General features: G+C 58.7%; 26 protein-coding genes and 1 tRNA gene. 17 read left to right on the top strand and 10 right to left on the bottom strand.

The features are described from left to right. The first annotated feature begins 94 nt into the window (after positions 1 to 94). From FVV99_RS14965 to nth, 9 genes are read left to right on the top strand one after another with little or no spacing between them, the layout of a single operon-like run. Positions 95 to 1264 (top strand): CHASE4 domain-containing protein, encoded by a 1170-nt coding sequence (locus FVV99_RS14965; RefSeq protein WP_161599011.1) that lies wholly within the window; start codon positions 95 to 97, stop codon positions 1262 to 1264. Next, on the top strand, positions 1261 to 1665 hold the full coding sequence (locus FVV99_RS14960) for a GGDEF domain-containing protein (protein ID WP_148254897.1): 405 nt from the start codon (positions 1261 to 1263) through the stop codon (positions 1663 to 1665). The genes FVV99_RS14965 and FVV99_RS14960 overlap by 4 nt, the downstream gene beginning before the upstream one ends. Positions 1666 to 1709: 44 nt before the next feature. After that, complete coding sequence (gene rsxA / locus FVV99_RS14955; RefSeq protein ID WP_148254896.1) at positions 1710 to 2291, top strand: electron transport complex subunit RsxA; 582 nt, start codon at positions 1710 to 1712, stop codon at positions 2289 to 2291. 6 nt (positions 2292 to 2297) lie between these two features. Next, positions 2298 to 2927 carry an electron transport complex subunit RsxB gene (gene rsxB, locus FVV99_RS14950; protein ID WP_148254895.1) on the top strand — a complete coding sequence of 210 codons (630 nt, stop codon included), beginning with the start codon at positions 2298 to 2300 and terminating at the stop codon, positions 2925 to 2927. Continuing rightward, on the top strand, positions 2920 to 4650 hold the full coding sequence (rsxC, locus tag FVV99_RS14945; protein WP_148254894.1) for an electron transport complex subunit RsxC: 1731 nt from the start codon (positions 2920 to 2922) through the stop codon (positions 4648 to 4650). Before rsxB ends, rsxC begins: the two co-directional genes overlap by 8 nt. After that, positions 4647 to 5720: an RnfABCDGE type electron transport complex subunit D gene (locus FVV99_RS14940; protein ID WP_148254893.1), complete on the top strand. Its 1074-nt coding sequence runs from the start codon at positions 4647 to 4649 to the stop codon at positions 5718 to 5720. The genes rsxC and FVV99_RS14940 overlap by 4 nt, the downstream gene beginning before the upstream one ends. After that, on the top strand, positions 5717 to 6370 hold the full coding sequence (rsxG, locus tag FVV99_RS14935; RefSeq protein WP_148254892.1) for an electron transport complex subunit RsxG: 654 nt from the start codon (positions 5717 to 5719) through the stop codon (positions 6368 to 6370). The genes FVV99_RS14940 and rsxG overlap by 4 nt, the downstream gene beginning before the upstream one ends. Continuing rightward, positions 6367 to 7068: an electron transport complex subunit E gene (locus FVV99_RS14930; protein ID WP_148254891.1), complete on the top strand. Its 702-nt coding sequence runs from the start codon at positions 6367 to 6369 to the stop codon at positions 7066 to 7068. The genes rsxG and FVV99_RS14930 overlap by 4 nt, the downstream gene beginning before the upstream one ends. Before the next feature lie 56 nt (positions 7069 to 7124). Further along, positions 7125 to 7760: an endonuclease III gene (gene nth / locus FVV99_RS14925; RefSeq protein ID WP_148254890.1), complete on the top strand. Its 636-nt coding sequence runs from the start codon at positions 7125 to 7127 to the stop codon at positions 7758 to 7760. Here the strand turns inward: nth and FVV99_RS14920 are convergent. From FVV99_RS14920 to FVV99_RS14900, 5 genes are all read right to left on the bottom strand, one after another. Beyond that, the gene (locus FVV99_RS14920) at positions 7757 to 8818 is read right to left on the bottom strand and encodes a tRNA-queuosine alpha-mannosyltransferase domain-containing protein (protein WP_148254889.1); all 1062 of its coding nucleotides are present in this window, start codon (positions 8816 to 8818) and stop codon (positions 7757 to 7759) included. The two genes, nth and FVV99_RS14920, sit on opposite strands and share 4 nt — an antisense overlap. 17 nt (positions 8819 to 8835) lie before the next feature. Then, complete coding sequence (locus FVV99_RS14915; RefSeq protein ID WP_148254888.1) at positions 8836 to 9843, bottom strand: ArsA family ATPase; 1008 nt, start codon at positions 9841 to 9843, stop codon at positions 8836 to 8838. 67 nt (positions 9844 to 9910) lie between these two features. Beyond that, positions 9911 to 10213 (bottom strand): cory-CC-star protein, encoded by a 303-nt coding sequence (locus FVV99_RS14910; protein ID WP_148254887.1) that lies wholly within the window; start codon positions 10211 to 10213, stop codon positions 9911 to 9913. Between the two features lie 31 nt (positions 10214 to 10244). Then, on the bottom strand, positions 10245 to 11921 hold the full coding sequence (locus FVV99_RS14905; protein ID WP_148254886.1) for a carbon starvation CstA family protein: 1677 nt from the start codon (positions 11919 to 11921) through the stop codon (positions 10245 to 10247). 130 nt (positions 11922 to 12051) lie between these two features. Then, positions 12052 to 12765, bottom strand: coding sequence for a glutathione S-transferase family protein (locus FVV99_RS14900; RefSeq protein WP_330860735.1), 714 nt, complete (start codon positions 12763 to 12765; stop codon positions 12052 to 12054). 80 nt (positions 12766 to 12845) lie between these two features. Between FVV99_RS14900 and FVV99_RS14895 the strand changes: the two genes are divergently transcribed. Genes FVV99_RS14895 through FVV99_RS14880 form a run of 4 tightly spaced genes read left to right on the top strand, consistent with a single transcriptional unit; the run spans position 12846 to position 18215 of the window. Further along, positions 12846 to 13220 (top strand): response regulator transcription factor, encoded by a 375-nt coding sequence (locus FVV99_RS14895; protein WP_148254885.1) that lies wholly within the window; start codon positions 12846 to 12848, stop codon positions 13218 to 13220. After that, the gene (locus FVV99_RS14890; RefSeq protein WP_148254884.1) at positions 13217 to 15268 is read left to right on the top strand and encodes a 3'-5' exonuclease; all 2052 of its coding nucleotides are present in this window, start codon (positions 13217 to 13219) and stop codon (positions 15266 to 15268) included. Before FVV99_RS14895 ends, FVV99_RS14890 begins: the two co-directional genes overlap by 4 nt. Then, entirely contained in the window at positions 15265 to 15486 is a 222-nt protein-coding gene (locus FVV99_RS14885) for a hypothetical protein (RefSeq protein ID WP_148254883.1), read from the top strand. The genes FVV99_RS14890 and FVV99_RS14885 overlap by 4 nt, the downstream gene beginning before the upstream one ends. Beyond that, a complete protein-coding gene (locus tag FVV99_RS14880) occupies positions 15483 to 18215 on the top strand; it encodes a sensor histidine kinase (RefSeq protein WP_148254882.1) in 2733 nt (910 codons plus the stop codon). The genes FVV99_RS14885 and FVV99_RS14880 overlap by 4 nt, the downstream gene beginning before the upstream one ends. Positions 18216 to 18263: 48 nt before the next feature. Here FVV99_RS14880 and FVV99_RS14875 read toward each other — a convergent pair whose 3' ends face one another. The 3 genes from FVV99_RS14875 to FVV99_RS14865 are packed head-to-tail and all read right to left on the bottom strand — an operon-like array spanning position 18264 to position 20964. Then, the gene (locus FVV99_RS14875) at positions 18264 to 19412 is read right to left on the bottom strand and encodes a DUF294 nucleotidyltransferase-like domain-containing protein (protein WP_148254881.1); all 1149 of its coding nucleotides are present in this window, start codon (positions 19410 to 19412) and stop codon (positions 18264 to 18266) included. Between the two features lie 15 nt (positions 19413 to 19427). Next, positions 19428 to 19724 carry an HlyU family transcriptional regulator gene (locus FVV99_RS14870; RefSeq protein ID WP_148254880.1) on the bottom strand — a complete coding sequence of 99 codons (297 nt, stop codon included), beginning with the start codon at positions 19722 to 19724 and terminating at the stop codon, positions 19428 to 19430. A gap of 19 nt (positions 19725 to 19743) precedes the next feature. After that, positions 19744 to 20964, bottom strand: a complete 1221-nt coding sequence (locus tag FVV99_RS14865; protein ID WP_148254879.1) for an argininosuccinate synthase — start codon at positions 20962 to 20964, stop codon at positions 19744 to 19746. Positions 20965 to 21167: 203 nt separating this feature from the next. On the opposite strand from FVV99_RS14865, the gene rnt reads away from it, so the two are divergent. Beyond that, on the top strand, positions 21168 to 21833 hold the full coding sequence (gene rnt, locus FVV99_RS14860; RefSeq protein ID WP_148254878.1) for a ribonuclease T: 666 nt from the start codon (positions 21168 to 21170) through the stop codon (positions 21831 to 21833). A 33-nt stretch (positions 21834 to 21866) separates the two neighbouring features. Here rnt and grxD read toward each other — a convergent pair whose 3' ends face one another. Beyond that, complete coding sequence (gene grxD / locus FVV99_RS14855; RefSeq protein WP_148254877.1) at positions 21867 to 22217, bottom strand: Grx4 family monothiol glutaredoxin; 351 nt, start codon at positions 22215 to 22217, stop codon at positions 21867 to 21869. A 201-nt stretch (positions 22218 to 22418) separates the two neighbouring features. Between grxD and argF the strand changes: the two genes are divergently transcribed. Next, positions 22419 to 23339, top strand: coding sequence for an ornithine carbamoyltransferase (argF, locus tag FVV99_RS14850; RefSeq protein WP_148254876.1), 921 nt, complete (start codon positions 22419 to 22421; stop codon positions 23337 to 23339). A gap of 92 nt (positions 23340 to 23431) precedes the next feature. Here the strand turns inward: argF and FVV99_RS14845 are convergent. After that, positions 23432 to 23507 (bottom strand) — tRNA-Ala (locus FVV99_RS14845). Between the two features lie 214 nt (positions 23508 to 23721). Here FVV99_RS14845 and uvrY point away from each other — a divergent pair. Further along, positions 23722 to 24369 (top strand): UvrY/SirA/GacA family response regulator transcription factor, encoded by a 648-nt coding sequence (uvrY, locus tag FVV99_RS14840; protein WP_148254875.1) that lies wholly within the window; start codon positions 23722 to 23724, stop codon positions 24367 to 24369. 151 nt (positions 24370 to 24520) lie between these two features. Then, positions 24521 to 26335 (top strand): excinuclease ABC subunit UvrC, encoded by a 1815-nt coding sequence (gene uvrC / locus FVV99_RS14835; RefSeq protein WP_148254874.1) that lies wholly within the window; start codon positions 24521 to 24523, stop codon positions 26333 to 26335. Positions 26336 to 26369 lie beyond the last annotated feature (34 nt).

Here is a 26369-nt window from a genome sequence, read left to right as displayed (position 1 = left end):
ACTAAAGCCCCATCGTTATCGGCCGATATCCCTTGTAAGCATTATCTTACGACTCGGTTGGCCCATGATGGGGCTCACCCAATGGCTGCAACTAATGACCTCACTTCCTTCCTCTCTTCGCAACCGCTTCCTGCTTGCATTGAGCGTCTTGCTGCTGACCGCCTCCCTGGCACTGGTATTGATTGGCCGTTTCGTTATCTATCCAGCCCTGCTGGACGAAGAGCGAGAGCAGGCAACCAGCGAGCTCGACAAGATCGAACGAACCATCCTGCATGACCAGCGTGCGCTGCTGGCCCAGGCCAAGGATTGGGCCACATGGGACGATACCTATGCCTTTATACAGGGTGAGCATGCCGGCTATGCAGCCTCCAATTTCAGCCAGGCCATGTTCGAGGACATGGATTACCAGTTGATGCTGTTCTTCACCTCGGAGAAGGCTATTTACTGGAGTGCCGGTATTGATCCAGCGAGTGGACATTACGCTTCATGTGCGGGCTTTACCGTTGCATGCGAATGGGCATCCCCATTCGCTGACGGCCTCGACGCACTGCTGGACGCCCACCCCGAGTCAGGGGTGACACGAATCATGGTCGAACCCGCCCCCACCCTGGTCGCGCTTTACCCTATCCTGCGTACCGACGAGAGCGGCCCATCGAGAGGGTGGCTGGCTAACGTTCGCTTACTGGACGATGCGTGGCTGGAAGCACTCGAGGCACGTACCGGACGCCCGGTCGACATCATGCCGATCGCCGTTGGTGACACTCGACAAGGATTGCAACTCGACCGTTCCGACAGTGACCGGATGACCATTTCTCGACCGCTTGCCTTACACGGAGAGCAAACGCCTCTACGCCTCCAAAGCCAGATACCCCGAGACAGCTTTCGCACCAGCATGGCGACCTTTCGCTATGGGCTGCTTTGGACGGCAGGCTTGTTACTCGTCGTCATCGCCCTGGTCCTGATCCTGCTGGAACGCATGGTACTGCGACCGCTGCGTCGCTTTGCGCATGTTACGCAACAGTTACAGCATGACAATGAATCCCATCTTTTCCCGGTGGAACTGCTGACGAGACGGGACGAAATCGGCACCCTCGCCCGCGAATTCCAGGCATTGCGGGAACATCAGCGCCAACAACAGGCGCTTCTGGTGGAGATATCACAACACGATCCGCTGACTGGCCTGGCCAATCGGCGCCTGTTCGACGAGCGATTACAACGCGCCTATGACCAGGCAGTCATTCACGGTAAACCCTTGCGGCCATGATGATCGATGTGGATTACTTCAAACCCTACAACGACCATTATGGACACCAACAGGGCGATGACTGCCTGATCCGTCTCGCCGAGTGCATGAACCAATGTTTCCACGCCCCAGACGTCATCGTGGCCCGCACGGGTGGAGAGGAATTCGGCGTCCTGTTACCCGGGCTGACGGCCGTGGATGCCAGTCATCATGCCGAAGCGTTACGCATGGCCGTCGAGTCACTGGCACTACCTCATGCCGCCGCCCCGGTACGGGATATCGTGACGGTCAGCGTCGGTGTAGCCGACTCGCTAACAGGCAACGACACGCCGTATGAACTCATGCAGCAGGCCGATAGGGCGCTTTACCACGCGAAACAGACGGGCCGGAACCGCGTCAGTCGCGAGGTGACGACGTCCTGATACCGCTATCCTAGCCCACCGGTTGATGCGTATAATGCGTCGCCATGACTGAGTATTTTCTGATCCTGGTCAGTACGGCACTGGTCAACAATTTCGTTCTGGTACAATTCCTGGGCTTGTGCCCTTTCATGGGAGTGTCCAACAAGCTGGAATCGGCCATGGGCATGGCACTGGCAACGACATTCGTGCTTACGTTGTCTTCGGTTGCCAGCTATCTGACGTTTCACTACCTGCTGTCCCCTTTGGGTCTTGAATACCTGAGGACGATCGCCTTTATCATGGTGATTGCCGTCGTGGTGCAATTCACCGAAATGATGGTCAGGAAAACCAGTCCGCTGCTCTACCAGGTATTGGGGATCTTCCTGCCCCTGATCACCACCAATTGCGCGGTTTTGGGGGTGGCATTGCTATCGCTCAACCGTCAGTCGAGCTTCATGGAAGCGACACTGTACGGATTGGGAGCCGCCATGGGATTTTCCCTGGTGCTCGTGCTATTCGCGGCCATGCGTGAACGGCTGGCGGTTGCCGACATTCCCGGGCCGTTTCAGGGAGCGGCCATCGCAATGGTTACCGCCAGCCTGATGTCATTGGCCTTCATGGGATTTTCAGGTCTCGTTCAGGGTTAAGCCTCCATGCTCGATTTCGTCATCATCGATAACGGTATTGTGCTCGCGATCGTGGCCCTGGCCAGCTTGTCGTTGGTTTTCGGAGCTCTGCTGGGCTTTGCCGGCGAGCGATTCCGTGTCGACGACGACCCGATCGTCGAACATATCGATGCGTTGTTGCCTCAGACACAGTGCGGACAATGTGGCTACCCCGGTTGTAAACCCTACGCCAAAGCCATAAGCGAAGGAGAGGCCATCAACAAGTGTCCTCCGGGCGGCGATAGCACGATTCGTGATCTGGCCGACTTGCTCGGTCGCGAGGTACGGCCTCTCGACGGCGAAGCCGAGGACATGCCCAAGGTCGCCTATATTCGTGAGGACGAGTGTATCGGCTGTACCAAGTGCATTCAGGCGTGTCCCGTCGATGCCATCCTGGGCGCCGCACGCCATATGCACACCGTGATCATCGACGAGTGTACGGGTTGCGATCTCTGCGTCGACCCCTGCCCTGTCGATTGCATCGACATGGTGCCTCGACCCTCCACGCTCGACGACTGGCAGTGGCCCTTTCCCGCCGGCCCCGGCCAACGTACACCCGCGCCCGGTTTGATCGCCACTGACCGCGCCTCGGCAACGCAAGGTGCCGTACATGGCTAGGGACTTCGATTTCCCCGGCGGCATCCATCCCCCGCAACGTAAGCAGGCATCCGCGCAAGAGCCCTTACGTCAAGCTCCCTTGCCGTCACGGGTCGTACTGCCTTTGAAACAGCATACCGGGGCACCGGCCGAGCCATGTGTCATACCGGGACAGCGTGTGCGTACCGGTGAGTGCATCGCCATCGCTCAAGGGATGATATCGGCCAATATTCATGCCAGCATCAGCGGCGAGATTCGGTCGCTCGAGGAGCATGCCGTACCGCACCCTTCCGGCGGCAAGGCGCCATGCCTGATCATCGATGGTGATGGGCAGGATGAATGGCAACGCCTCCCCTCGCTGGACTGGCATCAAACCGACCGCGACGCCTTGGTCGAACGGCTCCAGCAAGCCGGTGTGGTTGGACTGGGAGGTGCCACCTTCCCGACCCAGATCAAGACATGCAGCCGCGACGATCACTCGATCGATACCCTGATCGTGAATGCCGCCGAGTGCGAACCCTACATCACGGCTGACGACTTGACGCTTCGCACCTATGCCCCCGACGTCGTCGAAGGCGCCGGATTGATGGCATTGCTGTGTGGCGCCAAGCGGATCGTGATCGGTATCGAGGATGATAAACCCGAAGCGCTCGCCGCACTCGAAGCCCATCTGCATGGTACGGATATCGGCAACCAGGTTGACGTGCCCATTGAGTTGACGGTGATTAGCACCCGTTACCCCAGCGGTGGGGAAAAGCAACTGGTCAAGCGACTGTTGAATCGTGAAGTCCCCAGCCGCGGCCTGCCCATCGATGTCGGCGTGCTATGCCACAACCCCGGCACCTTGCGAGCTGCCATTCGCGCCGTCCGTGATGGCGAGCCCCTCGTTTCTCGCATCATCACCTTGACTGGGGCGGCGTTGCATCAACCCGGCAACATCGAAGCACGCTTGGGGACCCCCATGCATGCATTGCTGGCCCAGGCGGGCTGGCACGAAGCGGCGGTCAGTCGACTGGTCATGGGCGGGCCGCTGATGGGCTTCGAACTGAGCCAAGCCGATTTACCCGTGGTCAAAGCCAGCAACTGTCTGATCGCGGCAACGACCGAGGAATTACCGGCGCAGCCTCCCGAACAGCCTTGCATTCGTTGTGGAGCCTGCGAGACTGCCTGTCCGGCGGGCTTACTGCCTCAGCAACTCTACTGGCACACGCGTTCGCATGATCACGACAAGGCGGAACTGTTCAATCTTTTCGACTGCATCGAGTGCGGCGCCTGTGATTTCGTCTGTCCGAGCCATATCCCATTGGCACAGTACTTCCGGGCCGCCAAGGACTCGATTCGTTTTCGCCATCATGAAGCACGCAAAGCCGAACACGCACGCCATCGCTTCGAACTGCGTCAGGCCAGAACCGAACGTGAAGCCGCCGAGAAGGAAGCAAGACGGCAAGCACGTGCCGCTGCGGTGAAGCGCAAGTCACGCGATCGATCCGCGGGCGAGCGTCATGAGACTACCCTGGATACGTCTCAAGCCACCGGTGGTGACGATGTCAAGACATTGCGCATCGCTCAGGCCGCCGCCAAAGCGGCAGTCAGAAAAGCCGAGAAGGCGCTGGCACGTGCCAGTGAAACCGGTGACGGCGATATCGAGGATCTTGAGGTGCAACTCGCCACCGCTCAGGAAAACCTCAAAGCGACCGAGTCCCGTCTCGAAGCGGCACGTGGCACGCAGGAGAACGCTCAATGAGTCTGATGCATGCCAGTCAGACGGCGGCTCGCCAGGCCAGTGACAGTGGCCGACTCATGGGCTGGGTCATTACCGCGACCCTACCCGGCATCGTCATGCTGACCTGGCATTTCGGCTGGGGGGTAATAACCAATGTGTTGCTGGCCGCCGTGATGGGAGTGGGCCTGGAGACCCTGGTATTACGACTACGCCGCCGCCCTGTCGCCACCACTCTGAGTGACAACAGCGCACTGGTCACGGGAATACTGCTCGGAGCATCGTTGCCTCCGGCCTCGCCCTGGTGGCTGCTACTGGTCGGCATGACGATGGCCATCGTCGTGACCAAACAACTATTCGGCGGGTTGGGACACAACCCTTTCAATCCCGCCATGGCGGGTTATGCGCTGCTGCTCGTATCATTCCCCGTGGACATGACGCAATGGGCGGCACCTCATGGTCCATTCGGTGCCCAAGCGCCCGGCGTGATCGACACGCTCGCCCATGTTGTCGGAATGACACCGCAAGATGCGGCAGATACCTGGACCGGCGCTACCGCGCTTGACGCTTTCAGAAACAAGCCCGAGATGCTCATGGCCAGCGAGTTCTGGGCATCATCACCACTGCCCGAAGGTACCTTGGCAGCCTGGTACAGCGTATCGCTGGCTTGGCTGGCAGGTGGCTTGCTGTTGCTCTACAAGCGAATCATCGACTGGCATATCCCGGTCGCGCTGATCGGTAGTCTGATCGTCGCAGCCACCCTGCTATACGCGATCGATCCCAGTCATTACGGTTCGCCGTTGTTCCATCTGTTGGGAGGCGCCACGCTATTCGGTGCTTTCTTCATCGCCACCGATCCCGTCAGTGCCGCCACCAGTCGACGTGGAAAGCTACTCTATGGCGCCGGCATCGGTTTGCTGATCATGGTAATCCGAACCACTGGCGCCTACCCGGATGCCGTTGCATTCGCCGTTTTGCTGATGAACTTCAGCGTGCCCTTCATCGACTATTACACTCAGCCCAGAGCCTATGGCCATTCACGACCGCGCCGCGGCATCAAGCCCAAGATCGATCACGACGAGGAGTCTTCATGAGCGAACGCCGGGATCTGATACGCGCCACCGTTCGAGCGGCGCTAGGCCTGGGGATGTTCGCCATGGTCACGGTGGGTGTGGTTGCCGCGACGCGCGCGTTGACGGAAGAGCGTATTGCCGACAACCGATTGGCAGGGCGTCATCGTCTGCTTGGTGAAGTTCTCCCATCCCACCTGCGTGACATGCCGATTCGCTCGATACTCGACAACACGCTACAACTGCCCGCCAATGACGCACTTGGTCATCCGGACACGTTCCAGGCATGGCGCGTCACCCACGATGAGCGTGGTACCGTGATTCTGCCGGTCATTGCCGGCAACGGTTACAACGGCGATATCGAGTTACTGGTGGGAATCACCGATGCCGGCACAGTCAGCGGTGTACGTGTCACTCGGCATCAGGAAACCCCCGGCCTTGGCGACAAGATCGAACGACGCAAAAGCGACTGGATCAAGTCGTTCAACGGTCGTAGCCTAGGCGATCCCGATGACGATGGTTGGGAAGTGGCATCGAACGGTGGCGAGTTCGATGCGTTTACCGGTGCCACCATTACGCCTCGCGCCGTCGTCCAGGCCGTGCATCGCAGTCTGGTTTACGCTGAAAATCACCGTGACCGTTGGCAGGAGACGAAACAGGATACCCCCCAATGAGCCAGTTCAACGAACTCGCCCGCAATGGTTTGTGGAGCAACAACCCAGCCCTGGTTCAGTTGCTCGGCTTATGCCCGTTGCTGGCCGTCAGTAACAGTGTGGTCAATGCCATGGGATTAGGGTTAGCCACCTTGATGGTACTGATCGGCGCGAACGTGTCGGTATCGATGATTCGTCACCATGTCCCGGCCAGCGTGCGCCTTCCCGCTTTCGTGATGATCATCGCCGCGTTCGTTACCTGTGCCGATCTATTGATGCAGGCCTATACCTTCGAGTTGCACCAGACATTGGGCATATTCATACCATTGATCGTCACTAACTGCGCCATTCTCGGACGCGCCGATGCCTTCGCGTCGAAAAACTCGCTGCTACCCGCCGCCACCGACGGTTTGATGATGGGACTTGGGTTCGCAGCCGTGCTGATATTGCTCGGTGGTCTACGCGAAATGGTCGGGCGGGGTACATTGTTCGCCGACATGCAGCAGTTGCTCGGCCCCGTCGCCGCCGATTGGCAGGTCACCGTATTCGCGAACTACGATTTCCTGTTTTTTATCCTTCCACCCGGCGCTTTCTTTGCAACCGGGTTATTGATCGCTTTGAAGAACTGGATAGATGATCATCTGGCGCGTCGCCGTCAGCGCCTTACCCACTCGGCCACGGAAAGCCGGCGAGTCCGTGTGACCGGCGTCATCCGCTAGACACAATGCGCTTTTCACACATCAATGCTCAGTAACTGCTTACGTTGGACGCGACAATGAACGCCCAGAAACGCTACGAAATATTCACTCGCTTGCGCGACTCCATGCCCGAACCGACGACGGAACTCAATTGGCATACGCCGTTCGAGTTACTCACGGCCGTGCTGCTTTCCGCCCAAGCGACCGATGTCGGCGTCAACAAAGCCACCGCTCGCCTATTTCCCATCGCCAACACCCCCCAGGAGATTCTCGATCTGGGCGTCGATGGCCTGAAGGAGTACATCAAGACCATTGGCCTATACAACTCCAAGGCCGAGAACCTGATCAAGACCTGTCGTCTGCTGGTCGAACGCCATGACGGTGACGTTCCCCGGACTCGTGCGGAACTGGAAGCGCTACCCGGCGTTGGTCGAAAGACGGCCAACGTGATCCTGAACACCGCGTTCGGTGAGCCCACGATTGCAGTGGATACGCACATTTTCCGGGTCGCCAACCGCACCCGTATTGCCCCCGGCAAGAATGTGGTGGAAGTCGAAGAGAAGCTGATGCGTCACGTGCCCAGGGAGTTTCGCCAGGATGCCCATCACTGGCTGATCCTGCATGGCCGCTATACCTGCATTGCACGCAGGCCCCGCTGTGGTAGCTGCGTCATCGAGGATCTCTGCGAGTACCAGGACAAGACGGACATTTAATCGATCAATAGACGCCGATAGACCGCTGCCAGATGGGACCATTGCCAGGAAGAGGTATCCAACGGGTCGGGCCGGCTGTCAGGTGTCTGAAGCCACTGCGCCAGCCGTGCCGCAAGATCGGCTTCGGTGCCATCGTAACGATAGGCCGGCGGATACAACTCCGGAAAGCACAAGCGTTCAGGCACCAGTGGCAGACAACCATATTGAGCGGCTTCCATGATCGATATCCCCTGGAATTCATGCCAGGTCGTGGAAACGACGATGTCGGCGTGTGCGAGGATCTCCCAATACTGGTCGTCGGGTTGTGCTCCCCAACACAGGATACGACCATCCAGCCACTCCCGTGCGGCGTCGAAGATGGCAGGATGCCGACGGAACTGCTGCCCCATCACCGCCACCTCGAACTCGACGCCTCGCCTCTGGAGTACCTTCAGGGCACCGAAGAAATCATCGGGATTCTTGTCATACTCCCAGCGATGATTCCAGACGATACGTCGTCCCCGACACGGTACTACCGGCGCATCGCTCGCCACGCGATCCGCTATCGGTACCGGCACGATGTGAGCCTCTCTGCCCAGGCGCTCCAACGTCGATTCGATGGGTACTCTTTCCGGCATCTGCTTCAGGAATCGACGCGCCCCCTCCAGAAAACTATCGCGATTGTAGGCGGTATTGAAGGCAACGCGATCGGCCGTCAGCGCCGAATACAGGTTGACCATCAAAGGTTCGCCCTGGGGCTTCTGTCCAGCCGCCAGCGGATAGGCAAACTGGTTCTCATGGAAGTAGACGATCTTGTGCGCACGGCCGAGGTGCGGATACAAGCCAACCAGAGTGGCCAGGTCCACCATCGATGTCGCCAGTACGATGTCGTACTCCGCTTCCAGCACCTCCCCAGCGTCGAGCATCCAGCTCAGCGGATTGCCGCGAATCCGCCAACGAAAATGACGCGGAGCCAATTCCAGTACATGCCACTCGATATCTCGAACATGGTGCTGAATCCCGCGCACCCAGTGCCGATGGCTCACGGCAGCATACGCCGATAGCAACAGACCTTTCATCGATCACTCGATCCCTGTCACAAGCCAATCGATTCGAGACGATCGGCGACGTCTTCCAACACCGTCATCCCCTGGATGTCGGTAGGCAGCCAGGGAAGTCTAGGCCGCGACAGATGCCCCAGTTCCTCGTCGATACGTTGCAGGTATGTCGCCTCCTGACGCCGCCGTCGCTGCAGAAATTCCCCATCGGCATCCTCGGGTATGACGCGATTGACGATGGTCCCGGCCACCGGGATATCGGCCTCTTCCAGGGCTTGGACCGCGCGTCCCGTTTCCAGAATCGGCAAGCGTTCCGGTGTCATCACGAACAGGAAGGCACTCTGTTCAGGATTGGCGATACAGCGGCGTGCGCGATGGAACAGGCGGCGACGATCCAATAGCGTCCGGGCGACATCACGCGTACGGTCATCGAGATCGCTGAGGGCATCCTCCTGAGGATCGTCGAACGGCGTCGACACGTCTCGCCCACCCTTCGGGGTCAGGTGTTTGAGAACCTTGCCCAGTTCTTCCGACTTGCGGTTATGGGCCAGCAATCCATCGGTCCAGGCTGCCATGGCTTCCGGAAGGGTCAATAGACGCAGCGTATGACCGGTAGGCGCGGTATCGAATATGAGCATGTCATAGGCATCGTCATCGGCGGTCACCAACCGGGCCAGGCGCTCCAGCAACGCCGCCTCCTGGGTACCCGGCGATTCCCGCGTAGTACGCATCTGACGCTCCAGTTCGCCCATCATTTCGGGGGCGGCGAACCGTCTCATTTGATCGATTACACGCTTGAGGTGAGCATCGACCTCGGCATCGGGATCAATTTCCATGCCATCCAGCCCCGGTAACAAACGACGTGGATCATCACCCAGGCTGCGATCGAAGACATCACCGAGGCTGTGCGCCGGGTCGGTCGAGACAATGAGCACACGGCGCCCCCGACGCGCCGCCAATACCGCCAGTGCTGCCGCGACCGAGGTCTTGCCGACGCCTCCCTTGCCGCCCACCCATAGCAGACGGTGTTCAAGCAGTTTATCCATGGTCGACTCCAGTCACTGACACAGGTGGCGATACATGAGACGCCCGACGACACCCATCGTCAAGATGTCAACAGCACCGAAAGTGGTCGAGTGGCGAACGCTCCATGCCCATTCGCTTGTGCCAGTCGTGAAAGCGTTCCAGTAACAACGGCTGCAATTCCAGGGTGTAATAGGATGCTGGATTGGGCACCCCCATCATTTCCGAAAAGACCAGCAGCATGAACAGATCGTCTTCATCTCGCCGGGCTCGCGCTATCGCACCGCGGTAGCGGGCTGAGTACACCTCCTCAGCGAAGAAGCGGGCCTGACTCAGCCAGGCCCGCCACCCGTCGCGACGAGCGTCATGGTCATCGTCACGATCGTCTTTCATGTCCCACTCCTCGCAAGACTCACAGAGTTTCTCATTCCTGCTGTTGCGCGACGTCGCGACGGTGCCGTTTGAGCGTCGAGGCACATTCCAGCGACACGAAGACCGCAGCTATCAGCACCACGATATCCAGAAACAACAGGAAGTAGTTGCCATCATTGTAGAAACCACGCAGTTGTGTGATCAGTGCGGCGACGGTCATGACCAACAGGAAGCACAGCGGTGCCAGTGTGTACCACATGGGGCGTTTGAGCCTTACCAGCATGACAGTGATGACCAACAGGGTCAGGCCGGCCAGCAGTTGATTGGTCGTACCGAACAATGGCCATATGATCAAACCGCCAGACCCATCAGCACCACCGGCACCGAAGGCCAGCAACAAGCAACTGCCTACCGCCAGCAATGTCGCGGGAACCCCCTTTTTCATCCAGTCGAGGCCATAGATTGCTCCCCATTCCTGAAAGATGTAGCGCTGCAGCCGCAACCCGGTATCCATGGTGGTACCGGCAAACAGGGCGGCCATGACGGTCAACAGCGTCGCGGCCGTCGCTTCCGGCAGCCCCAGACCATGATTGATGATATAGGCTCCCCCTTCGACAAAGGCCGTCACGCCCCCCTGGCCGAAGGCCGAGTACATACTTTCCCAATCGGCGACACTGGCGAAACCTGCCGTCGCCGCCAGAATCGCGGCCAGAGCCAGCGACCCTTCGCCTATGGCACCAAAGTAACCGACGAAACGTACATCCGTCTCCTTGTCGAGCTGCTTGGAGGTCGTACCTGAAGAGACCAAGCCGTGGAAGCCGGAGATGGCTCCGCAAGCGATCGTCACGAACAGCAGCGGTAACAGCGATGGCGTGCCCTCCGGCACGTTCTCGTTGAAGGCCGGTGCCACCATCGTGGGATTCATCAACACAATGGCGCCATACAGTACGATCAGGCCGATGAACAGTTGCAGACCATTGATGTAATCGCGCGGCTGCAGCAAGACCCAGACCGGAAGCAGCGAAGCGATGGTGGCATAACCGAACAGGATCAGAATCCAGACGGCATTGCCCGACATGCCTCCGACCGCATCAGGCATCTGCAGAGGGACCGAGGGCCCGAGACCAATCAGTGCATACAGGGCGATGACGCCGAGCAGAGACACCATAGGCAGGCTGAGTATGCGCCGATAGATGAGTTGCCCGATGATCAACGCGACCAGGATGGCCCCCCAGACCGGCACCACGGCACTCGAGAAGTCCATCATCAAACCGGCAATGACCACCGCAAACACGGCGTTGACCATCAACAACACCAGGAAAATGACGACCATGAACAGGCTGCGCGCCCGTTTACCGACCACGTCACCGGTCAAAGCCCCAATCGACCTGGCCTTGTTGCGTACGCTCGCCCAGATTGCACCGGCATCATGCACGCCGGCAAAGAAGATTGTGCCCAATATGACCCACAGAAAGGCCGGCAACCAGCCCCAAATGACCGCAATGGCCGGACCGACGATCGGAGCGGCCCCCGCCACTGACGTGAAATGGTGTCCCCATAGGACAAAGCGGTTGGTCGGTACATAGTCAACACCGTCCTCGTATTCATACGACGGCGTGCGAAAATCGGGATCCAGACGGAAGATCTTTTCGGCGATGAACTTCGAATACACGAAGTACCCCAGTGCCATGGCACCAAGACCGATCACCAGTAGAACGATTGCACTCATGAGCGTGGCTCCTGGGAGTGGTACGGTGGTCGACAGTCATAATGGTTATCCGCCTAATGGTGATGACTCGATGCAAATAATTCCATACGCCATCTGTCTGTAACGGCAAAATTACGTCGAAAGTCGTAATTCATCCCCTGCCGAACTCACCAATTTTATCCACCGTACGCTGGTACGCGGTCCGTTCACGCAGGCGTGCGACGAATGCGGTCAAATGCGGGTAAGCCTGTAAACCGAAACGTATGTCTGCAGCCAGCACCGGGAAACTCATCTGGATATCGGCAGCGGTAAAATCATTGCCGGCAAACCAGGTCGAGCGGGCCAGTTCGCTTTCCCACAAGCTCATGAGGTCCTCGACCTGCGGATCGAGAAACTTCTGCTGCACGCCTTGACCCAAGAGCTTGCCGATCGGTCGAAACAGGGCCGGCACCGGCGGTTTGCCCAAGCGCGAAAAGACCAGTTGCATCACCAGTGGCGGCATGGCCGAGCCCTCTGCATGATGCAACCAGAAACGGTAACGCAAGCGCTCGTCACTCCCTGCCGGCGGTCCCAACCGGCCATCGCCGCAGCGTTCAAGTAAATACTCGAGAATCGCACCGGATTCCGCAACGACTCGGCCGCCATGCTCGTCGTCACTGATCACCGGCGACTTACCTAGCGGGTGAACGCGCTTCAGCGATTCCGGTGCCAGCATGGTATTGGGGTCGCGTTGATAGGTGACGATCTCGTAATCGACACCGAGCTCTTCAAGCAGCCATACCACTCGTTGGGAACGCGAGTTTGCCAGATGGTGCACCTTGATCATCGTGTTCTCCCAGCCCATGGACTCGAAACGCGCCACCATACCAACTCCTGCCAAGGTCGTCTTTCGCATCAAGCGATCGGCACACTAAACTTCGACTAGAACAGCCAAAGGAGACGCCCATGGCCCGGATCCTGGTGGTGGATGATGAGCCGAACATCGTACTGTCGCTGGAGTTTCTCATGCAGCAAGCCGGGTTTGACGTGATGACGGCGATGGATGGCGAAAGTGCCATGGCAAGTATTGCCGATACCGCACCCGACCTGATGCTGCTGGATATCAGCTTACCCGGCATGAGCGGATTCGATGTGCTGGAACGGCTGCGTGCCTCGCCGCACCACTCACGTCTACCGATCATCATGCTGACCGCCCATGGCCGTGAGGTCGAACGCGAGAAAGGCTTGGCACTCGGCGCCGATGACTATGTCACCAAGCCCTTTTCCACCCAAGGTCTCATCGACAAGGTTCTCGCCTTGCTCGAAGGAGAGACGAGATGAGACATCGCCATTTGCCAAAGCATCAACATCTGCTCGGCATCTGGCTCATGCTCAGTGGCATAACGCTGTTCGGGGGAGTGTTTCTGGCCCTCTGGCTCGATGCCCGGCTATCGCCCTCCGGAGTGACGCAAGCCTTGCTCTGGCTGGCCTGTCTATCCACGAGTCTTGTCGTCGTCTGCGCGGGCCTTCTGCTGTCGCGACGCCTATTGACCCCGCTTCGTCACCTGCATGTTCTCATGGCCCGACTGGCGGCCAATCCCGATGCCCGTGACGATTATCCACTGGAAGGCTGGTTGCGTGGACTCGGCCCCGATTTCGAACGGCTGCGCGAGGGGTGGCGCAGCGACCGGCAACGCCTGTCTTCCGCCCATACCGAAGGGGCGCGGAGTGCCGCACGCATACGTCGGGAGCTCGAAGCCGTTCTGCAGATCCTCGACGTTCCACTGTTACTGTGCGACCAGCACCAGCGACTGATCCTGTTCAATCACGCCGCCGAAACGCTTTTCTCCGAATGCATCGGGCTGGGACTGGGCAAACGTCTCGATAACTTGTTGACGACGCGAAGTCTTCAGGATGCCTTGCATGCCCTGCCTGATGACGGCACGCCGCGCGAAGCCTTCGTGCCCTACGGTGACCGCTGGTTGCATGGAACCTTGCGCCGCATACCGGATAGCCAGGGCGAAACGCTGCTGACTCTCCGCGATGCAACCGACGCTTGGGCCTGTGACATGGAATATCGTCGGCAATTCGGCGAGCTGCTGCCTGACCTGCGTCGACATAGTGCCAGTTTGAGTAGTGCCGCCAGCGTAATGAGTTACCATCAGAATACCGACGCGCTGCAGCAGCGGTTGGAAACGGTCATCGAGGAAGAGAGTCGTTCGCTCGGCAAGAGCATTGAACAACTGGGTAGCTTGCTTGACGAAATGCGGCGACGAGGCGAGCGATTGGTTCCCGTGTGGTCGAACGATCTGTTTGTGTCGCTCAATCATCGCCTGAACGGTGCACCGTTACGACTCGTGCCCATCGGCATTCCCGCTTGGTTCAGGGCCGATGCGCCGGCGTTGTTGATCCTGTTGGAACGTCTGCTGGAATGCCTGTCCGACCATGCCGGCCAAGCGACCATCGACGTGGAGGTGTGCCTGGGCAATAAGCGAGTCTATCTCGACCTGATCTGGCAGGGCACACCAGTGCCTCATCAGGTGCTCGCCACTTGGTGTGGCATGCAGCTCGCCTCGTTGCCCCTTTCGCCGACCGTGGGTGATTTACTGCGACACCATGACAGCGATGTCTGGAGCCTGGCCGACGAAGACCATCAACATGCCCGGCTGAGGCTGCCGCTACCCGCCGTCGACAAAGTTGGCGCCCCGCACACACGGCGCCCGCCTCGTCCCGAATTCCACGACTTCGGTATCGCCGAACTTCCCTCACCGGATATGGCGATCACACGCCGCCCTTTGCGAGCACTGGATATCGTTGCCTTCGACACCGAGACAACGGGACTGGAGTTACGCCGCGGCGACAGCACGATCAGTCTGGGAGCCTGCCGAATCGTCAACCACCGGTTACTGGCCGACGATACCTTCGATCAGCGTATCGACCCCGGTCGGCCCATCCCCCCGGACAGTACCGCCATCCATGGCATTACCGATACGGATGTTGCCGGTGCGCCGCCACTGAGTGTCGTGTTGCCGCGCTTTCGGGAGTATATCGGCGACGCCGCTCTCCTGGCACATAACGCCGCCTTCGATATGCTGGCCATTCAACCGCCTGGAAACCACACCGATTTCTCGATGCCGATCATTGACACCCTGTTACTCTCTCGCGCTCTCGACGAAGGCCTTGATGGCCATGACCTGGACACGCTGGCCGCCCGCTACGATCTACAGGTTCCCGATGGTGCTCGCCATACCGCACTCGGCGACGCACGCCTGACAGCCACCCTGTGGTTGATGCTGGTACCGCGCCTGGAAGCACGTGGAGTCGCTACGCTCGGCGACGTACTGACCCTCCAGGCCGGCGCATTCGACAGAGAGGATGCCAGCGCATGAAACCGGCACGACACAAGGAGCGTTTGATCGCGCTGATCGGGTTGGCCGTGTTGTTATTCTCTCCACCACTGATACTTGTGTTCGATCGATACAGGCCAGACGGCATCTCGGCTCTGCCCATCTACCTGTTTCTGGCTTGGGGGGCGGTGATTCTGCTGATGGCATGGTTGATGGAACGGCCCACTCATGACGAGTCATGCGAGGATGACGCAAGATGAGGACGGATGCCGTGGTGCTGGGTATCGCGTTTGGATATCTGGCACTGCTGTTCGTCATTGCCGCCTGGGGAGACCGCCGTGCCGAACAAGGACGTTCGGTCATTGGTTCGCCTACCATTTACGCTCTGTCGATCGCTGTCTACTGCACGGCCTGGACGTTCTACGGCAGTGTGGGGCGAGCCGCGGAAGGTGGGCCGAGTTTTCTCCTGATTTATCTCGGGCCGACTCTGGCAATGCTTGCCAGCCCATTCATCATTCGCAAGATGGTGCGCATCGCCCGTGCTCAACGCATCACCTCGATCGCCGATTTTCTGAGTGCTCGTTACGGCAAGAGCGTCGGTCTGGGTGCACTGGTCGCACTGATTGCTCTGATCGGCATCACGCCCTACATCGCATTGCAGCTCAAAGCCATCACGCTCAGCCATGCCGTGTTGATGAACTATCCCGACGTGCCGGAATTGCGCATGGCCGAGGAGAACTTCTGGGCGGACAAATCATTCTGGGTGGCACTGGTGCTGGCCGTCTTCATCATCCTGTTCGGAACTCGCCACCTGGATGCCAGCGAACGCCACGAAGGGATGGTCGCCGCCATCGCCTTCGAGTCGTTGATCAAGCTGATCGCCTTTCTGTCCGTCGGGGTATTCACGGTATTCGTCCTGTTCAGAGGGCCCGGCGAGCTGTTAGCGACGGCGCAACAGTCGAACGACCTGACCCGTTTGCTAAGCCTGGAAGCCGTGCCCGGTGGCGCCGTTGGGTGGGTAGGTACGTTGGCGATGGCATTCTTGGCATTCCTGACCTTGCCGCGCCAGTTCCAGATTCTGGTCGTGGAAAATGTCGATGAACATCACCTCAAGCGAGCAAGCTGGCTGTTCCCGCTTTACCTACTGGCCATCAATCTTTTCGTTATCCCAGTGGCACTGGCCGGGCTGTTGATCGGCGACGCCGGTAGCGACCCTGACAGTTTCGTATTGACGCTGCCACTTTCCGCCGGGCTGGAGGGATTGCCCTTGCTGGTCTTCATTGGTGGTTTATCGGCAGCGACCAGCATGGTCATCGTCGAGACAATTGCCATGTCGACGATGGTCAGCAACCAGCTCATCATGCCGCTGCTGCTTCGCTCGCGCCGATTCCATCCTGGTAGTCGGAAGGATCTGTCCGGCTGGCTACTGGGAATACGCCGCATCGCCATCATCCTGATCCTGCTGCTGGGGTATCTCTATCACGCCCTGGTGGGCGACGCCTACAGCCTGGTCACCATCGGCCTGGTATCATTCGCCGCCGCTGCCCAATTCGCTCCCGCTCTGCTGTTCGGCCTTTACTGGCGTGGCGCCACACGTCTGGGAGCCATCATCGGCCTGATCGCCGGATTTCTGGTCTGGTGCCACACCCTCTTGATTCCCGGATTCGCCCAATCCGGCTGGCTGGATGATGGTTTCCTCGCCACGGGGCTTTTCGGTTGGGAATGGCTACGCCCTTATGCGCTGTTTGGTCTGGAAGGCTGGGATATCTATAGTCATTCCTTATTATGGAGTCTACTGGCCAATGCAGGGTCGTTGATCGTCATCTCACTGTTCACCCGTCAGACGCGACTGGAGCAGACGCAGGCTGCCCTCTTCACCGAGGCGTTACACTCCTCGCTGGTCTATCGTTCATTGTGGCAGGGCCAAACCACCCATGGAGAATTACGCACCCTGCTTGGCCGTTATCTGGGCACATCCGCGACACGACGGGTACTCGCGGTATCGGCCAACGACCATGATGACGACCAGCCCGTCGCACCGGAAACGATTGCCAGAGCCGAACAGGCATTGTCAGGCGCATTAGGGAGCGCTTCGGCACGTGTACTGATTCATTCCGTGGTGCGAGGTGAGGCACTCGATCTGGAAGCGGTACTGAGCATCCTGGATACCACGTCGCAAACGCTGGAGTACAATCGCCGCCTTGAACAGAAATCACAGGAGCTGGCACGCATCGGAGAAGAGCTGCGCAGTGCCAACGAACGCCTGCGGGAATTGGATCGACTCAAGGACGAATTCGTTGCCATGGTCAGCCATGAATTGCGCACCCCATTGACCTCGATCAGGGCATTTGCCGAGATCCTGCGTGACAGCCCCGACTTGCCCAACGACAAACGAGAGCATTTCCTCGACGTCGTGGTATGGGAAAGCCAACGCCTGTCGCGATTGATCGAAGAGATCCTCGACCTGGCAAGGCTCGAATCGGGGCGCCTCACATTGAATCCACAACCGCTGGACCTGGTCACGCTCACTCGCCAAAGTGTCGATGCCGTACAACAGGTCCAGCAAGATCGTGGCGTAACACTGACGGTCGACCTGCAAGTCGACACCGCTCCGGTGATCGGCGACCCGGACCGGCTCGAACAGGTGATCATCAATCTGCTGGACAATGCCGCCAAGTTTGCCGATGAACAAACGCCGCACGTCCGCCTTGCCCTCGCTCGCCACAAGGACCGTTTTCGACTCAGCGTCGAGGATAACGGCAACGGTGTCGATCCGGCGGACCGGGAACGCGTATTCGAGAAGTTCCACCAACTCCAGCCACAACGCACCGGTCACGGCCAATCTCGTGGCCGCCCGCGGGGCAGTGGCCTCGGGTTGCCGATCAGCCGGGGTATCGTTGCCCATCTAGGCGGGCGGTTATGGATAGAGGAAGCCGCTACCTTGGGGGGCGCATGCCTGGTCATGGAGCTGCCGGAACGAAGCGCTTGACAGAGGAACGCACGTGACCGGGTCGCACGAAGGGTAAAGAAACACGCCTTACCACATTCTGTGTTTCTCAATCGACGAGCGGGCTAGCCTCACCAGGTGACGGATCGTCTGCAAATCGTGGCGCAGCATCAATGCCGTGGCACTATCGAGGGTCGCCATATCCACCCATCCATCCGCCTGGCGGCTAGCCTTGAGATTCGCCATCTGACTGACCAGAAGAATGCTCTGCAAACGGTCGAGTGCAGCGATGACGTCCTGCGCGTCGTCGGCGTCAAGCACCGCCGCCGCCACCAAGTCGTTCAGCCGGTGGCGCGTATCGGTCCGTTTGATGCCATGAACCAGCGACAGCAGTCGTGTAGCACTCACCAGAGGCATGATGCCCTGGCGCTTGAGATTGACCGCGCGGTCATGAGGGGCGTCTTTACCGTCACCGCACAAGCGCCCCAACCGATCCAGTGCCACGGGTACTTCATCGAGCAATTGCGCCATTTCATTCAGGCATAACGATGCACGGCCGAGCTGCCCCACCAGGTAATGACGTAGCGTCTCGGCCAGTGTCTCCTCGCCGTAGACAGGGGTGAAATCACTCAAGATGTTGAGTTGCTGAACCCGCTTGGTATGCCGCTCGGCACTCCAGATATCCAGTTGTTCACACCATTCGCCCAACCGTTTGCGCCACATCGGCCAGCACGCCATGACATGGCCGTGGCACAAGGGAAGGCCGGCATCGTCCAACCGGGCCGTAAAGCGCTCACCCAACGCTTGAAAGTAGCCATCGAACTCGACATGCCGTGCATCAGGATAGTCCTCGACGATCATGCCGTTATCCTGATCCGGCCCCAGTAGGCTCTCATGCCGAGCCACGGACCCCATCACGAGCACGCAGAACCGAACCGGCGGCTCCCCCCATCCGGTCGCTTGCAAATCGTCGAGTGCCATATCGATGGCGCGGCGATACAACCGGACATCATGGTCACTGATGAGCTGAGCGATACGCCATGCAGGAAGGTCGAGCCGCCAGAGTGCATCGACCAGAGTGGGCTGCCAGGCCTTGGCCTGAGCAAGCGACGGAGATTCCCCGAGCCGAGTCAACGCCTCCGCCAGCGGAGCAAGCAACGCAGGCAACGACTCGGGAGCCGGTAGCGCTTCTTCGGCAAACAAATGGCGCCATGAAGACGCTCGGTGCAAAAGACGCATAGCGCCTCGACTGACTCATGAGGAGGAGGAATCGAACATATCATCGCCCAGGTCATCGATGAAGCGCTGGGCCTTGCTGATCATCAGTTCCTCACAAGCGTCACGGCCTGCCACGACGTCCGAGCGCTCGAAGCGATGTTCCAGCATTTCACCGCCTTCGACCGGCTTGCGAATCCATCCGCTAACGCGATATTGCCCACCGACATCCTGAGGATCGGCGACGATAAGATAACCGTTGTACTCCACCGGTTCCGCTTCAGAGGAGGTCTCATCGCCGCCACCGAACCAACCGGCCAATAGTTTCTTCAGCATGCGACCTCCCTCCTGGCGTTCAACGAGCGTTTCTGCCTTTGGATGCGGCGATACGCAAGCGCAGCGCATTCAGCTTGATGAAGCCTTCGGCGTCTTTCTGATCGTACGCCCCGGCATCATCCTCGAAGGTCGCAATCGACTCATCGAACAACGACTGATCCGACTTACGTCCGGCCACGGTTGCACTTCCCTTGTAGAGCTTCATGCGCACCACGCCGGAAACATGCTGCTGGGTCTCGTCAATGGCCGCCTGTAACGCCTTGCGCTCGGGGCTCCACCAATAACCGTTGTAAATCACTTCGGCATACTTCGGCATCAGTTCGTCTTTCAGGTGAGCCGCTTCGCGATCCAGCGTCAAGGATTCGATGGCGCGATGGGCACGCAGCATGATGTTGCCACCCGGAGTTTCGTAGCAGCCACGGGATTTCATGCCGACATAACGGTTCTCGACGATATCGAGACGACCGATGCCGTTGTCGCCCCCCAGCGCATTGAGCTTGCTAAGCACCTCATGGGGCTTGAGCCGTTCACCATCGATGGCCACGATGTCGCCTTGCTCGAAGGTCAGCTCGACGTAAGTCGGCGTATCGGGAGCTGCCTCGGGAGAGACGCTCCACCGCCACATGTCCTCTTCGGCTTCCGCCCAGGGATCTTCGAGAATGCCGCCTTCATAGGAGATATGCAGCAGGTTGGCATCCATCGAATACGGTGACTTCTTCTTGTTAGCGGCAAAATCGACGGGGATCTCATGCGCCTCGCAATAGGCCATCAGTTTCTCGCGCGACGTCAAATCCCACTCACGCCAAGGAGCGATGACCTTGACTCCCGGTTTGAGCGCATAGGCACCCAGTTCGAAACGCACCTGGTCGTTGCCTTTACCGGTCGCCCCATGGGCAATGGCATCGGCGCCAGTCTCGTTGGCGATATCGATCAAGCGCTTGGTGATCAGCGGCCGGGCGATGGAAGTACCGAGCAGGTATTCACCTTCGTATATCGTATTGGCCCGAAACATCGGATAGACGTAATCCCGAACGAACTCCTCGCGCAGATCTTCTATGTAGATCTCCTTGACACCCAGTGCCTGTGCCTTGGCGCGTGCGGGCTCGACTTCCTCACCCTGACCGATGTCGGCGGTGAAGGTCACCACTTCGCAATCATAGGTTTCCTGCAACCATTTGACGATCACGGACGTGTCCAGGCCGCCGGAGTAGGCAAGCACGACCTTCTTGACATCGGACATTCTGGGCTCCTGTAACTCATAGTGAATCATTAGATTATAGCGTTGTTGGAGCGTCACGAATACCGCCCCACGCGACGCTCCACCATCAAAGCTGCTAGACTGGCGCGCAGCCCTTGGCAGCGACGTTTCGTCGCTAGCCGACGCCTGACAACGAGGCAACATCAAAGGCAGGGTGTGTCATATCTTGGGTTAGGGAGAAATGAATGAGCGAGGCACATGCTCGCGAGTTGATGGCGCAACGTTTCCGCAGTTACCTGCCCGTTGTGGTGGATATCGAGACGGGCGGGTTCGACCCCCAGCGTGATGCCATTCTGGAAATGGCTGCCGTCACCCTCTGCATGGACCCCGAGGGTAATCTCATACCGGATGCCACCTACGCATTCCACATCGAACCCTTCGAGCAAGCCAACATCGAACAATCTGCTCTGGATTTTACGGGGATCAAGCTCGACGACCCACTACGCAAAAGAATCGCACTCTCGGAACAGGAAGCCCTGGGGGAAATTTTTCGCCCGGTGCGCAAGGCGATCAAGGGAAACCAATGCACGCGCGCCATCCTGGTGGGGCATAACGCGGCTTTCGACCATGGTTTCCTGAATGCTGCGGCCAATCGCTGCAACATCAAGCGCAACCCCTTCCACCCTTTCTCGAGCTTCGACACCGCAACCCTGTCAGGGCTCGTCTATGGCCAGACAGTGCTGGCCAAAGCCTGCCGTGCAGCCGGTATCGAGTTCGACAATACGGAAGCACACTCGGCACGCTACGATACCGAACGCACCGCGGAATTGTTCTGTACGATCGTCAACCGTTTCAAGGATCTTGGTGGCTGGAATCTGGCCCAGCGCGAACAGGGCATGGAGGAAGACTGACCCACATGCCGCCATTCGCCCGGCATCAACGACTCAAGCGTCGTTCTGATCCTCACTGGCGCCCGCTCGAGATGCTGCTTCCTTGATCAGGGTTTCGAGTTCGCCGTTCTGATACATTTCGGCCACGATATCGCAGCCGCCGACGAGCTCCCCTTCAACCCATAATTGCGGGAAGGTCGGCCAATTGCCGACTTTAGGCAGCTCCGCGCGAATGTCCGGATTGTCGAGCACATTGACGAACGCGAATCGCTCACCACATGCCATCAACGCCTGCACAGTTTGAGCAGAGAATCCGCATTGCGGTAATTGAGGCGTCCCCTTCATGTAGATGAGAATGGGGTTCTCACGAATCTGCTGCTCGATTTTTTCGACGGTCTCACTCATGACAAGCCTCCACAAAAGTCTCCATCGACCAGCATGACACAGCAGGTAAATACCTGAGTGCAGTGGTCGACTAATGGTCGTCATCACATTCTACTGATGCCGGGACGCTGAAAACACCCCTAGTCGCAACCACGCCTACGAGTGATTGCGCGTCACCGGGCTTCTGGCTAGGATGGAAGTTTTTCTTCGCGGAGCGATGCCATGGCAACCCGCCACTTCCTGACCCTGCTTGATCTGTCATCCGATGAGTTGGCCTATCTCATACAACGTGCCATTACCATCAAGAATGGCCTCAAGACGCATGGACCGACCTATACCCCCTTCAGCAATCGTACGCTCGCGATGATTTTCGAGAAATCGTCGACTCGCACGCGCGTTTCCTTCGAAACTGCCATGGCACAATTCGGCGGCCATGCTCTCTTCCTGTCTCCGCGCGACACGCAGCTAGGTCGTGGCGAACCGATCGGGGACACGGCCAGGGTGCTGTCCGAAATGGTCGATGCGGTCATGATCCGTACGTTTTCCCATGACGACCTGCATGCCTTTGCGACCGCCAGCGAGGTGCCGGTCATCAACGCCCTCACCGACGATTACCATCCCTGTCAGTTGCTTGCCGACGTCATGACCTGGGCCGAACGGCACGGCAACATCCGTGGCAGGACCGCCGTATGGATCGGTGATGGCAATAACATGTGCCACTCCTGGATCAATGCAGCGCGTCAATTCGACTTCAATCTGCGTATCTGCTGTCCCGAAGGCTATGATCCTGACTCCGCCATCACCGCAGCAGCCGGTGATCGTGTCACTATCCTGCGTGATCCCCAAGCGGCCGTCGACGGGGCCGATCTCGTAACGACCGATGTCTGGGCTTCAATGGGTCAGGAAGAGGAACAAGCCCGCCGTGAAACTGACTTCAAGGGTTTTCAGGTCACCGAAGCTTTGCTGGACAGGGCGTCAAACGATGCCATTTTCCTGCACTGCCTGCCGGCACACCGTGGCGAGGAGATCAGTGAAACATTGCTCGATGACCCGCGTGCCGTGGTCTGGCAAGAGGCCGGTAACCGGCTGCATGCCCAGAAGGCACTGCTTGAGTTTCTATTGCTGGGCCGCATCGAGCATTGAATCGGCCCGGGACGGCGCCCAGCCTCCTGACTCAGCCGATACAAGAAAGCCGCCAATGCGAAATGCATGGCGGCTTTCTCTTAGTATCCATATGGTGGAGCCTAGCGGGCTCGAACCGCTGACCTCAACACTGCCAGTGTTGCGCTCTCCCAGCTGAGCTAAGGCCCCACTACCGGAAACTGCGTGAACATGCAGCCCCAGAACGCAAAGCATGATAAGTAACCACCCATGCGCCGTCAACTCTTGGCGACTCATTTTGACACATCGCACATTGACTATTGACTGTCTGGATAGATAAGCCATTCACAGCTAATATAGTGGCTTCCTGCGGTCACGGATGGCCGCATCCGGCAACCAGGCCTTCTAGGTAGCGAGTGTTCTTTTGATCAAGGTTCTAGTCGCAGACGATCACCATATAGTACGGGCCAGTATCGCCCGGCTGCTGGACGCTGAAGAAGGCATCACCGTCGTCGGTGAAGCCGTCGATGGTGAAGGTGCCATTGCCTTGGCCCGCCAGGTGCACCCGGACATCGTGCTCATGGACATCCGCATGCCGGGTATCGGCGGGCTGGAGGCGACACGCAAGATCGCCAGCGGTATCGCCAATGTCCATGTGCTGGTATTGACTGCCTTCCTCGATGACACTTTCGCTCAACGCCTGCTGGATGCCGGTGCCAGCGGTTTCATCAGCAAAGGGGCGGAACCCACCGATATGGTCATGGCCATACGTACCGTCTTTGCCGGACAGCGCTATATCAGCCCCGAAATCGCTCAGCGCCTGGTGCTCGCGAGAATCGACTCCGAGGACAACCCTTTCGATAATCTATCGCACCGCGAGCTGCAAGTTGCCATCATGATCGTCAACTGCCAGCGGGTCAGCGAAATCTCCGACAGTCTTTTCCTGAGCCCCAAAACCGTGAATACCTATCGCTACCGAATCTTCGAGAAACTCGGTGTCACTTCCGATGTCGAATTGACCCACCTAGGGCTCCGCTACGGCCTAGTCGATGGCTATCGAAGCGAAACCTGACATCTCTCGGCCTTGATCCGGAAGGGCGTGCACCCAATATCATGTCATCCACGCTCCGATTGACTGGAGAGATGACTCTGAATACCTGCCAAGCAGGCTCTGATAAACTAATGGCCGACCCATAACCCGGTATAGTGGTACTGGCACCCGCATGAGTTTCAACGCCAAGCAATTCCTCAGCACCGTCAGCGCATCACCTGGTGTCTATCGCATGTTCGACGACCAGGGGAACACGTTGTATGTGGGCAAAGCCAAACGGCTAAAGTCCCGTCTGGCCAGCTATTTCCGCGGTAATCTCAATGCCAAGACTCAGGCACTGGTTGCCCGTATCGCAGACATCCAGACCACGGTCACTCGCAGTGAGCTCGAAGCGCTGCTGTTGGAACAATCGCTGATCAAGGAGTTACGCCCGCCTTACAATATCCTGCTGCGTGACGACAAGTCCTATCCGTTCGTATTCGTCAGCGACCGCCATCCCTACCCGGCACTGGAGTACAAGCGGGCCCGAATCCGGCGTGATGACGGCCGTTACCTGGGGCCCTACCCCAGCAGCACCGCCGTACGCGAGAGCCTGTCACTGATGCAGAAGATCTTTCGCACGCGCAACTGTGAAGATAGCGTCTTCGAGAATCGTACGCGCCCCTGTCTTCAATACCAGATCAATCGCTGTAGTGCTCCCTGCGTCGGCTATATCAGCGAATCCGATTACCGACGTGACGTCGAGCACGCCATCATGTGTTTACAAGGCAAGAGCGAACAAGTCACGGATGCCCTGACCAATGCCATGGAGGCAGCCAGCAACGCATTGCAGTTCGAGGAAGCCGCCCGGCTGCGCGACCAGATACAGCAGCTACGTCAGTTGCAATCACGGCAGTTCGTCGATACCGACGGCGGAGACGCCGATGTCTTCGCACTGGCCGACCGGCCTGGCGGCCTCAGCGTTTCGGTCCTGACAGTGCGTCAAGGTCGCATGCTCGGCGCCCGTCATCATCGCCCGGAAAACGGCCTGGACCTGGGGCCGGAGGCCCTGCTCGGTGAGTTCGTCAGCCAGTACTATCTTGGCCAGGGACGTGAGCTACCCAACGAGGTCATCACCTCGCACCCGCTTCCTGACAGAGACCTGCTACAGGGCGCTTTGACGGAACGTGCCGGCAAGCGTATTCGCCTGACCAGTGAAGTTCGCGGCCATCGCGCACAATGGTTGCAACTGGCACAAACCAATGCCGACCAGCAACTTGCCAGCCAGTTGGCCGATCAATCCCAAATGGAGAAACGCCTCGACACATTGAAAGACGCACTACAGTTCGACGAGCCGCTGCAACGACTGGAGTGTTTCGATATCAGTCACAGCCATGGGGAAGCCACGGTCGCCTCCTGTGTGGTGTTCGGACCCCAAGGCCCCGTCAAGGAAGATTACCGACGCTACAATATCGATGGCGTGGCTGCCGGAGACGACTATGCAGCCATGAAACAAGCGTTGACCCGACGTTTCAAACGCATGGTCAACGGCGAAGGGAAACGGCCGGACGTCCTGCTGGTGGACGGGGGAAAAGGACAACTGAACATGGCACGCGATGTCTTCGCCGACCTCGGCGTCAATGACGTCCTGCTCCTCGGTGTCGCCAAGGGGACGACACGCAAACCCGGGCTGGAAACACTCTTCCTCGAAACCGTCGACCGTACACTCAATCTCGAAGGATCGTCGCCAGCACTTCATCTGATTCAACATATCCGTGACGAAGCCCACCGCTTCGCGATAAGTGGCCATCGAGCCAAGCGTGACAAGCGACGCCGTACATCGACCTTGCAGGATATCCCCGGGGTCGGCCCGAAACGACGACGTGAGTTGCTACGCTTCTTCGGCGGACTTCAAGGCGTACGTCAAGCCAGTCGAGATGAACTGGCTCGCGTGCCAGGCATCAGCGCCAGCCTGGCAACGTCCATTCACCAGGCATTACATGGATGATCCCGGCCAAGGTATATAGAATGGGCATTTCCGT

Source organism: Aidingimonas lacisalsi, assembly GCF_008079445.1.
GTDB classification, from domain to species: Bacteria; Pseudomonadota; Gammaproteobacteria; order Pseudomonadales; family Halomonadaceae; genus Aidingimonas; species Aidingimonas lacisalsi.
The sequence above is the reverse complement of the archived record's forward strand: the minus strand, read 5'-3'. Positions and strand labels throughout refer to the sequence as shown.

Coding starts and splice junctions, on each gene's coding strand:
- rsxC (WP_148254894.1), top strand. CDS start 2,920: ATGGCTAGGGACTTCGATTTCCCCGGCGGCATCCATCCCCCGCAACGT.
- FVV99_RS14865 (WP_148254879.1), bottom strand. CDS start 20,964: ATGTCCGATGTCAAGAAGGTCGTGCTTGCCTACTCCGGCGGCCTGGAC.
- rnt (WP_148254878.1), top strand. CDS start 21,168: ATGAGCGAGGCACATGCTCGCGAGTTGATGGCGCAACGTTTCCGCAGT.
- argF (WP_148254876.1), top strand. CDS start 22,419: ATGGCAACCCGCCACTTCCTGACCCTGCTTGATCTGTCATCCGATGAG.
- FVV99_RS14890 (WP_148254884.1), top strand. CDS start 13,217: ATGAGACATCGCCATTTGCCAAAGCATCAACATCTGCTCGGCATCTGG.
- FVV99_RS14895 (WP_148254885.1), top strand. CDS start 12,846: ATGGCCCGGATCCTGGTGGTGGATGATGAGCCGAACATCGTACTGTCG.
- FVV99_RS14915 (WP_148254888.1), bottom strand. CDS start 9,843: ATGGATAAACTGCTTGAACACCGTCTGCTATGGGTGGGCGGCAAGGGA.
- FVV99_RS14885 (WP_148254883.1), top strand. CDS start 15,265: ATGAAACCGGCACGACACAAGGAGCGTTTGATCGCGCTGATCGGGTTG.
- FVV99_RS14910 (WP_148254887.1), bottom strand. CDS start 10,213: ATGAAAGACGATCGTGACGATGACCATGACGCTCGTCGCGACGGGTGG.
- FVV99_RS14870 (WP_148254880.1), bottom strand. CDS start 19,724: ATGCTGAAGAAACTATTGGCCGGTTGGTTCGGTGGCGGCGATGAGACC.
- FVV99_RS14880 (WP_148254882.1), top strand. CDS start 15,483: ATGAGGACGGATGCCGTGGTGCTGGGTATCGCGTTTGGATATCTGGCA.
- FVV99_RS14960 (WP_148254897.1), top strand. CDS start 1,261: ATGATGATCGATGTGGATTACTTCAAACCCTACAACGACCATTATGGA.
- FVV99_RS14930 (WP_148254891.1), top strand. CDS start 6,367: ATGAGCCAGTTCAACGAACTCGCCCGCAATGGTTTGTGGAGCAACAAC.
- rsxG (WP_148254892.1), top strand. CDS start 5,717: ATGAGCGAACGCCGGGATCTGATACGCGCCACCGTTCGAGCGGCGCTA.
- FVV99_RS14905 (WP_148254886.1), bottom strand. CDS start 11,921: ATGAGTGCAATCGTTCTACTGGTGATCGGTCTTGGTGCCATGGCACTG.
- FVV99_RS14940 (WP_148254893.1), top strand. CDS start 4,647: ATGAGTCTGATGCATGCCAGTCAGACGGCGGCTCGCCAGGCCAGTGAC.
- FVV99_RS14965 (WP_161599011.1), top strand. CDS start 95: ATGACCTCACTTCCTTCCTCTCTTCGCAACCGCTTCCTGCTTGCATTG.
- rsxB (WP_148254895.1), top strand. CDS start 2,298: ATGCTCGATTTCGTCATCATCGATAACGGTATTGTGCTCGCGATCGTG.
- uvrC (WP_148254874.1), top strand. CDS start 24,521: ATGAGTTTCAACGCCAAGCAATTCCTCAGCACCGTCAGCGCATCACCT.
- FVV99_RS14920 (WP_148254889.1), bottom strand. CDS start 8,818: ATGAAAGGTCTGTTGCTATCGGCGTATGCTGCCGTGAGCCATCGGCAC.
- grxD (WP_148254877.1), bottom strand. CDS start 22,217: ATGAGTGAGACCGTCGAAAAAATCGAGCAGCAGATTCGTGAGAACCCC.
- rsxA (WP_148254896.1), top strand. CDS start 1,710: ATGACTGAGTATTTTCTGATCCTGGTCAGTACGGCACTGGTCAACAAT.
- FVV99_RS14875 (WP_148254881.1), bottom strand. CDS start 19,412: ATGCGTCTTTTGCACCGAGCGTCTTCATGGCGCCATTTGTTTGCCGAA.
- nth (WP_148254890.1), top strand. CDS start 7,125: ATGAACGCCCAGAAACGCTACGAAATATTCACTCGCTTGCGCGACTCC.
- FVV99_RS14900 (WP_330860735.1), bottom strand. CDS start 12,765: ATGGTGGCGCGTTTCGAGTCCATGGGCTGGGAGAACACGATGATCAAG.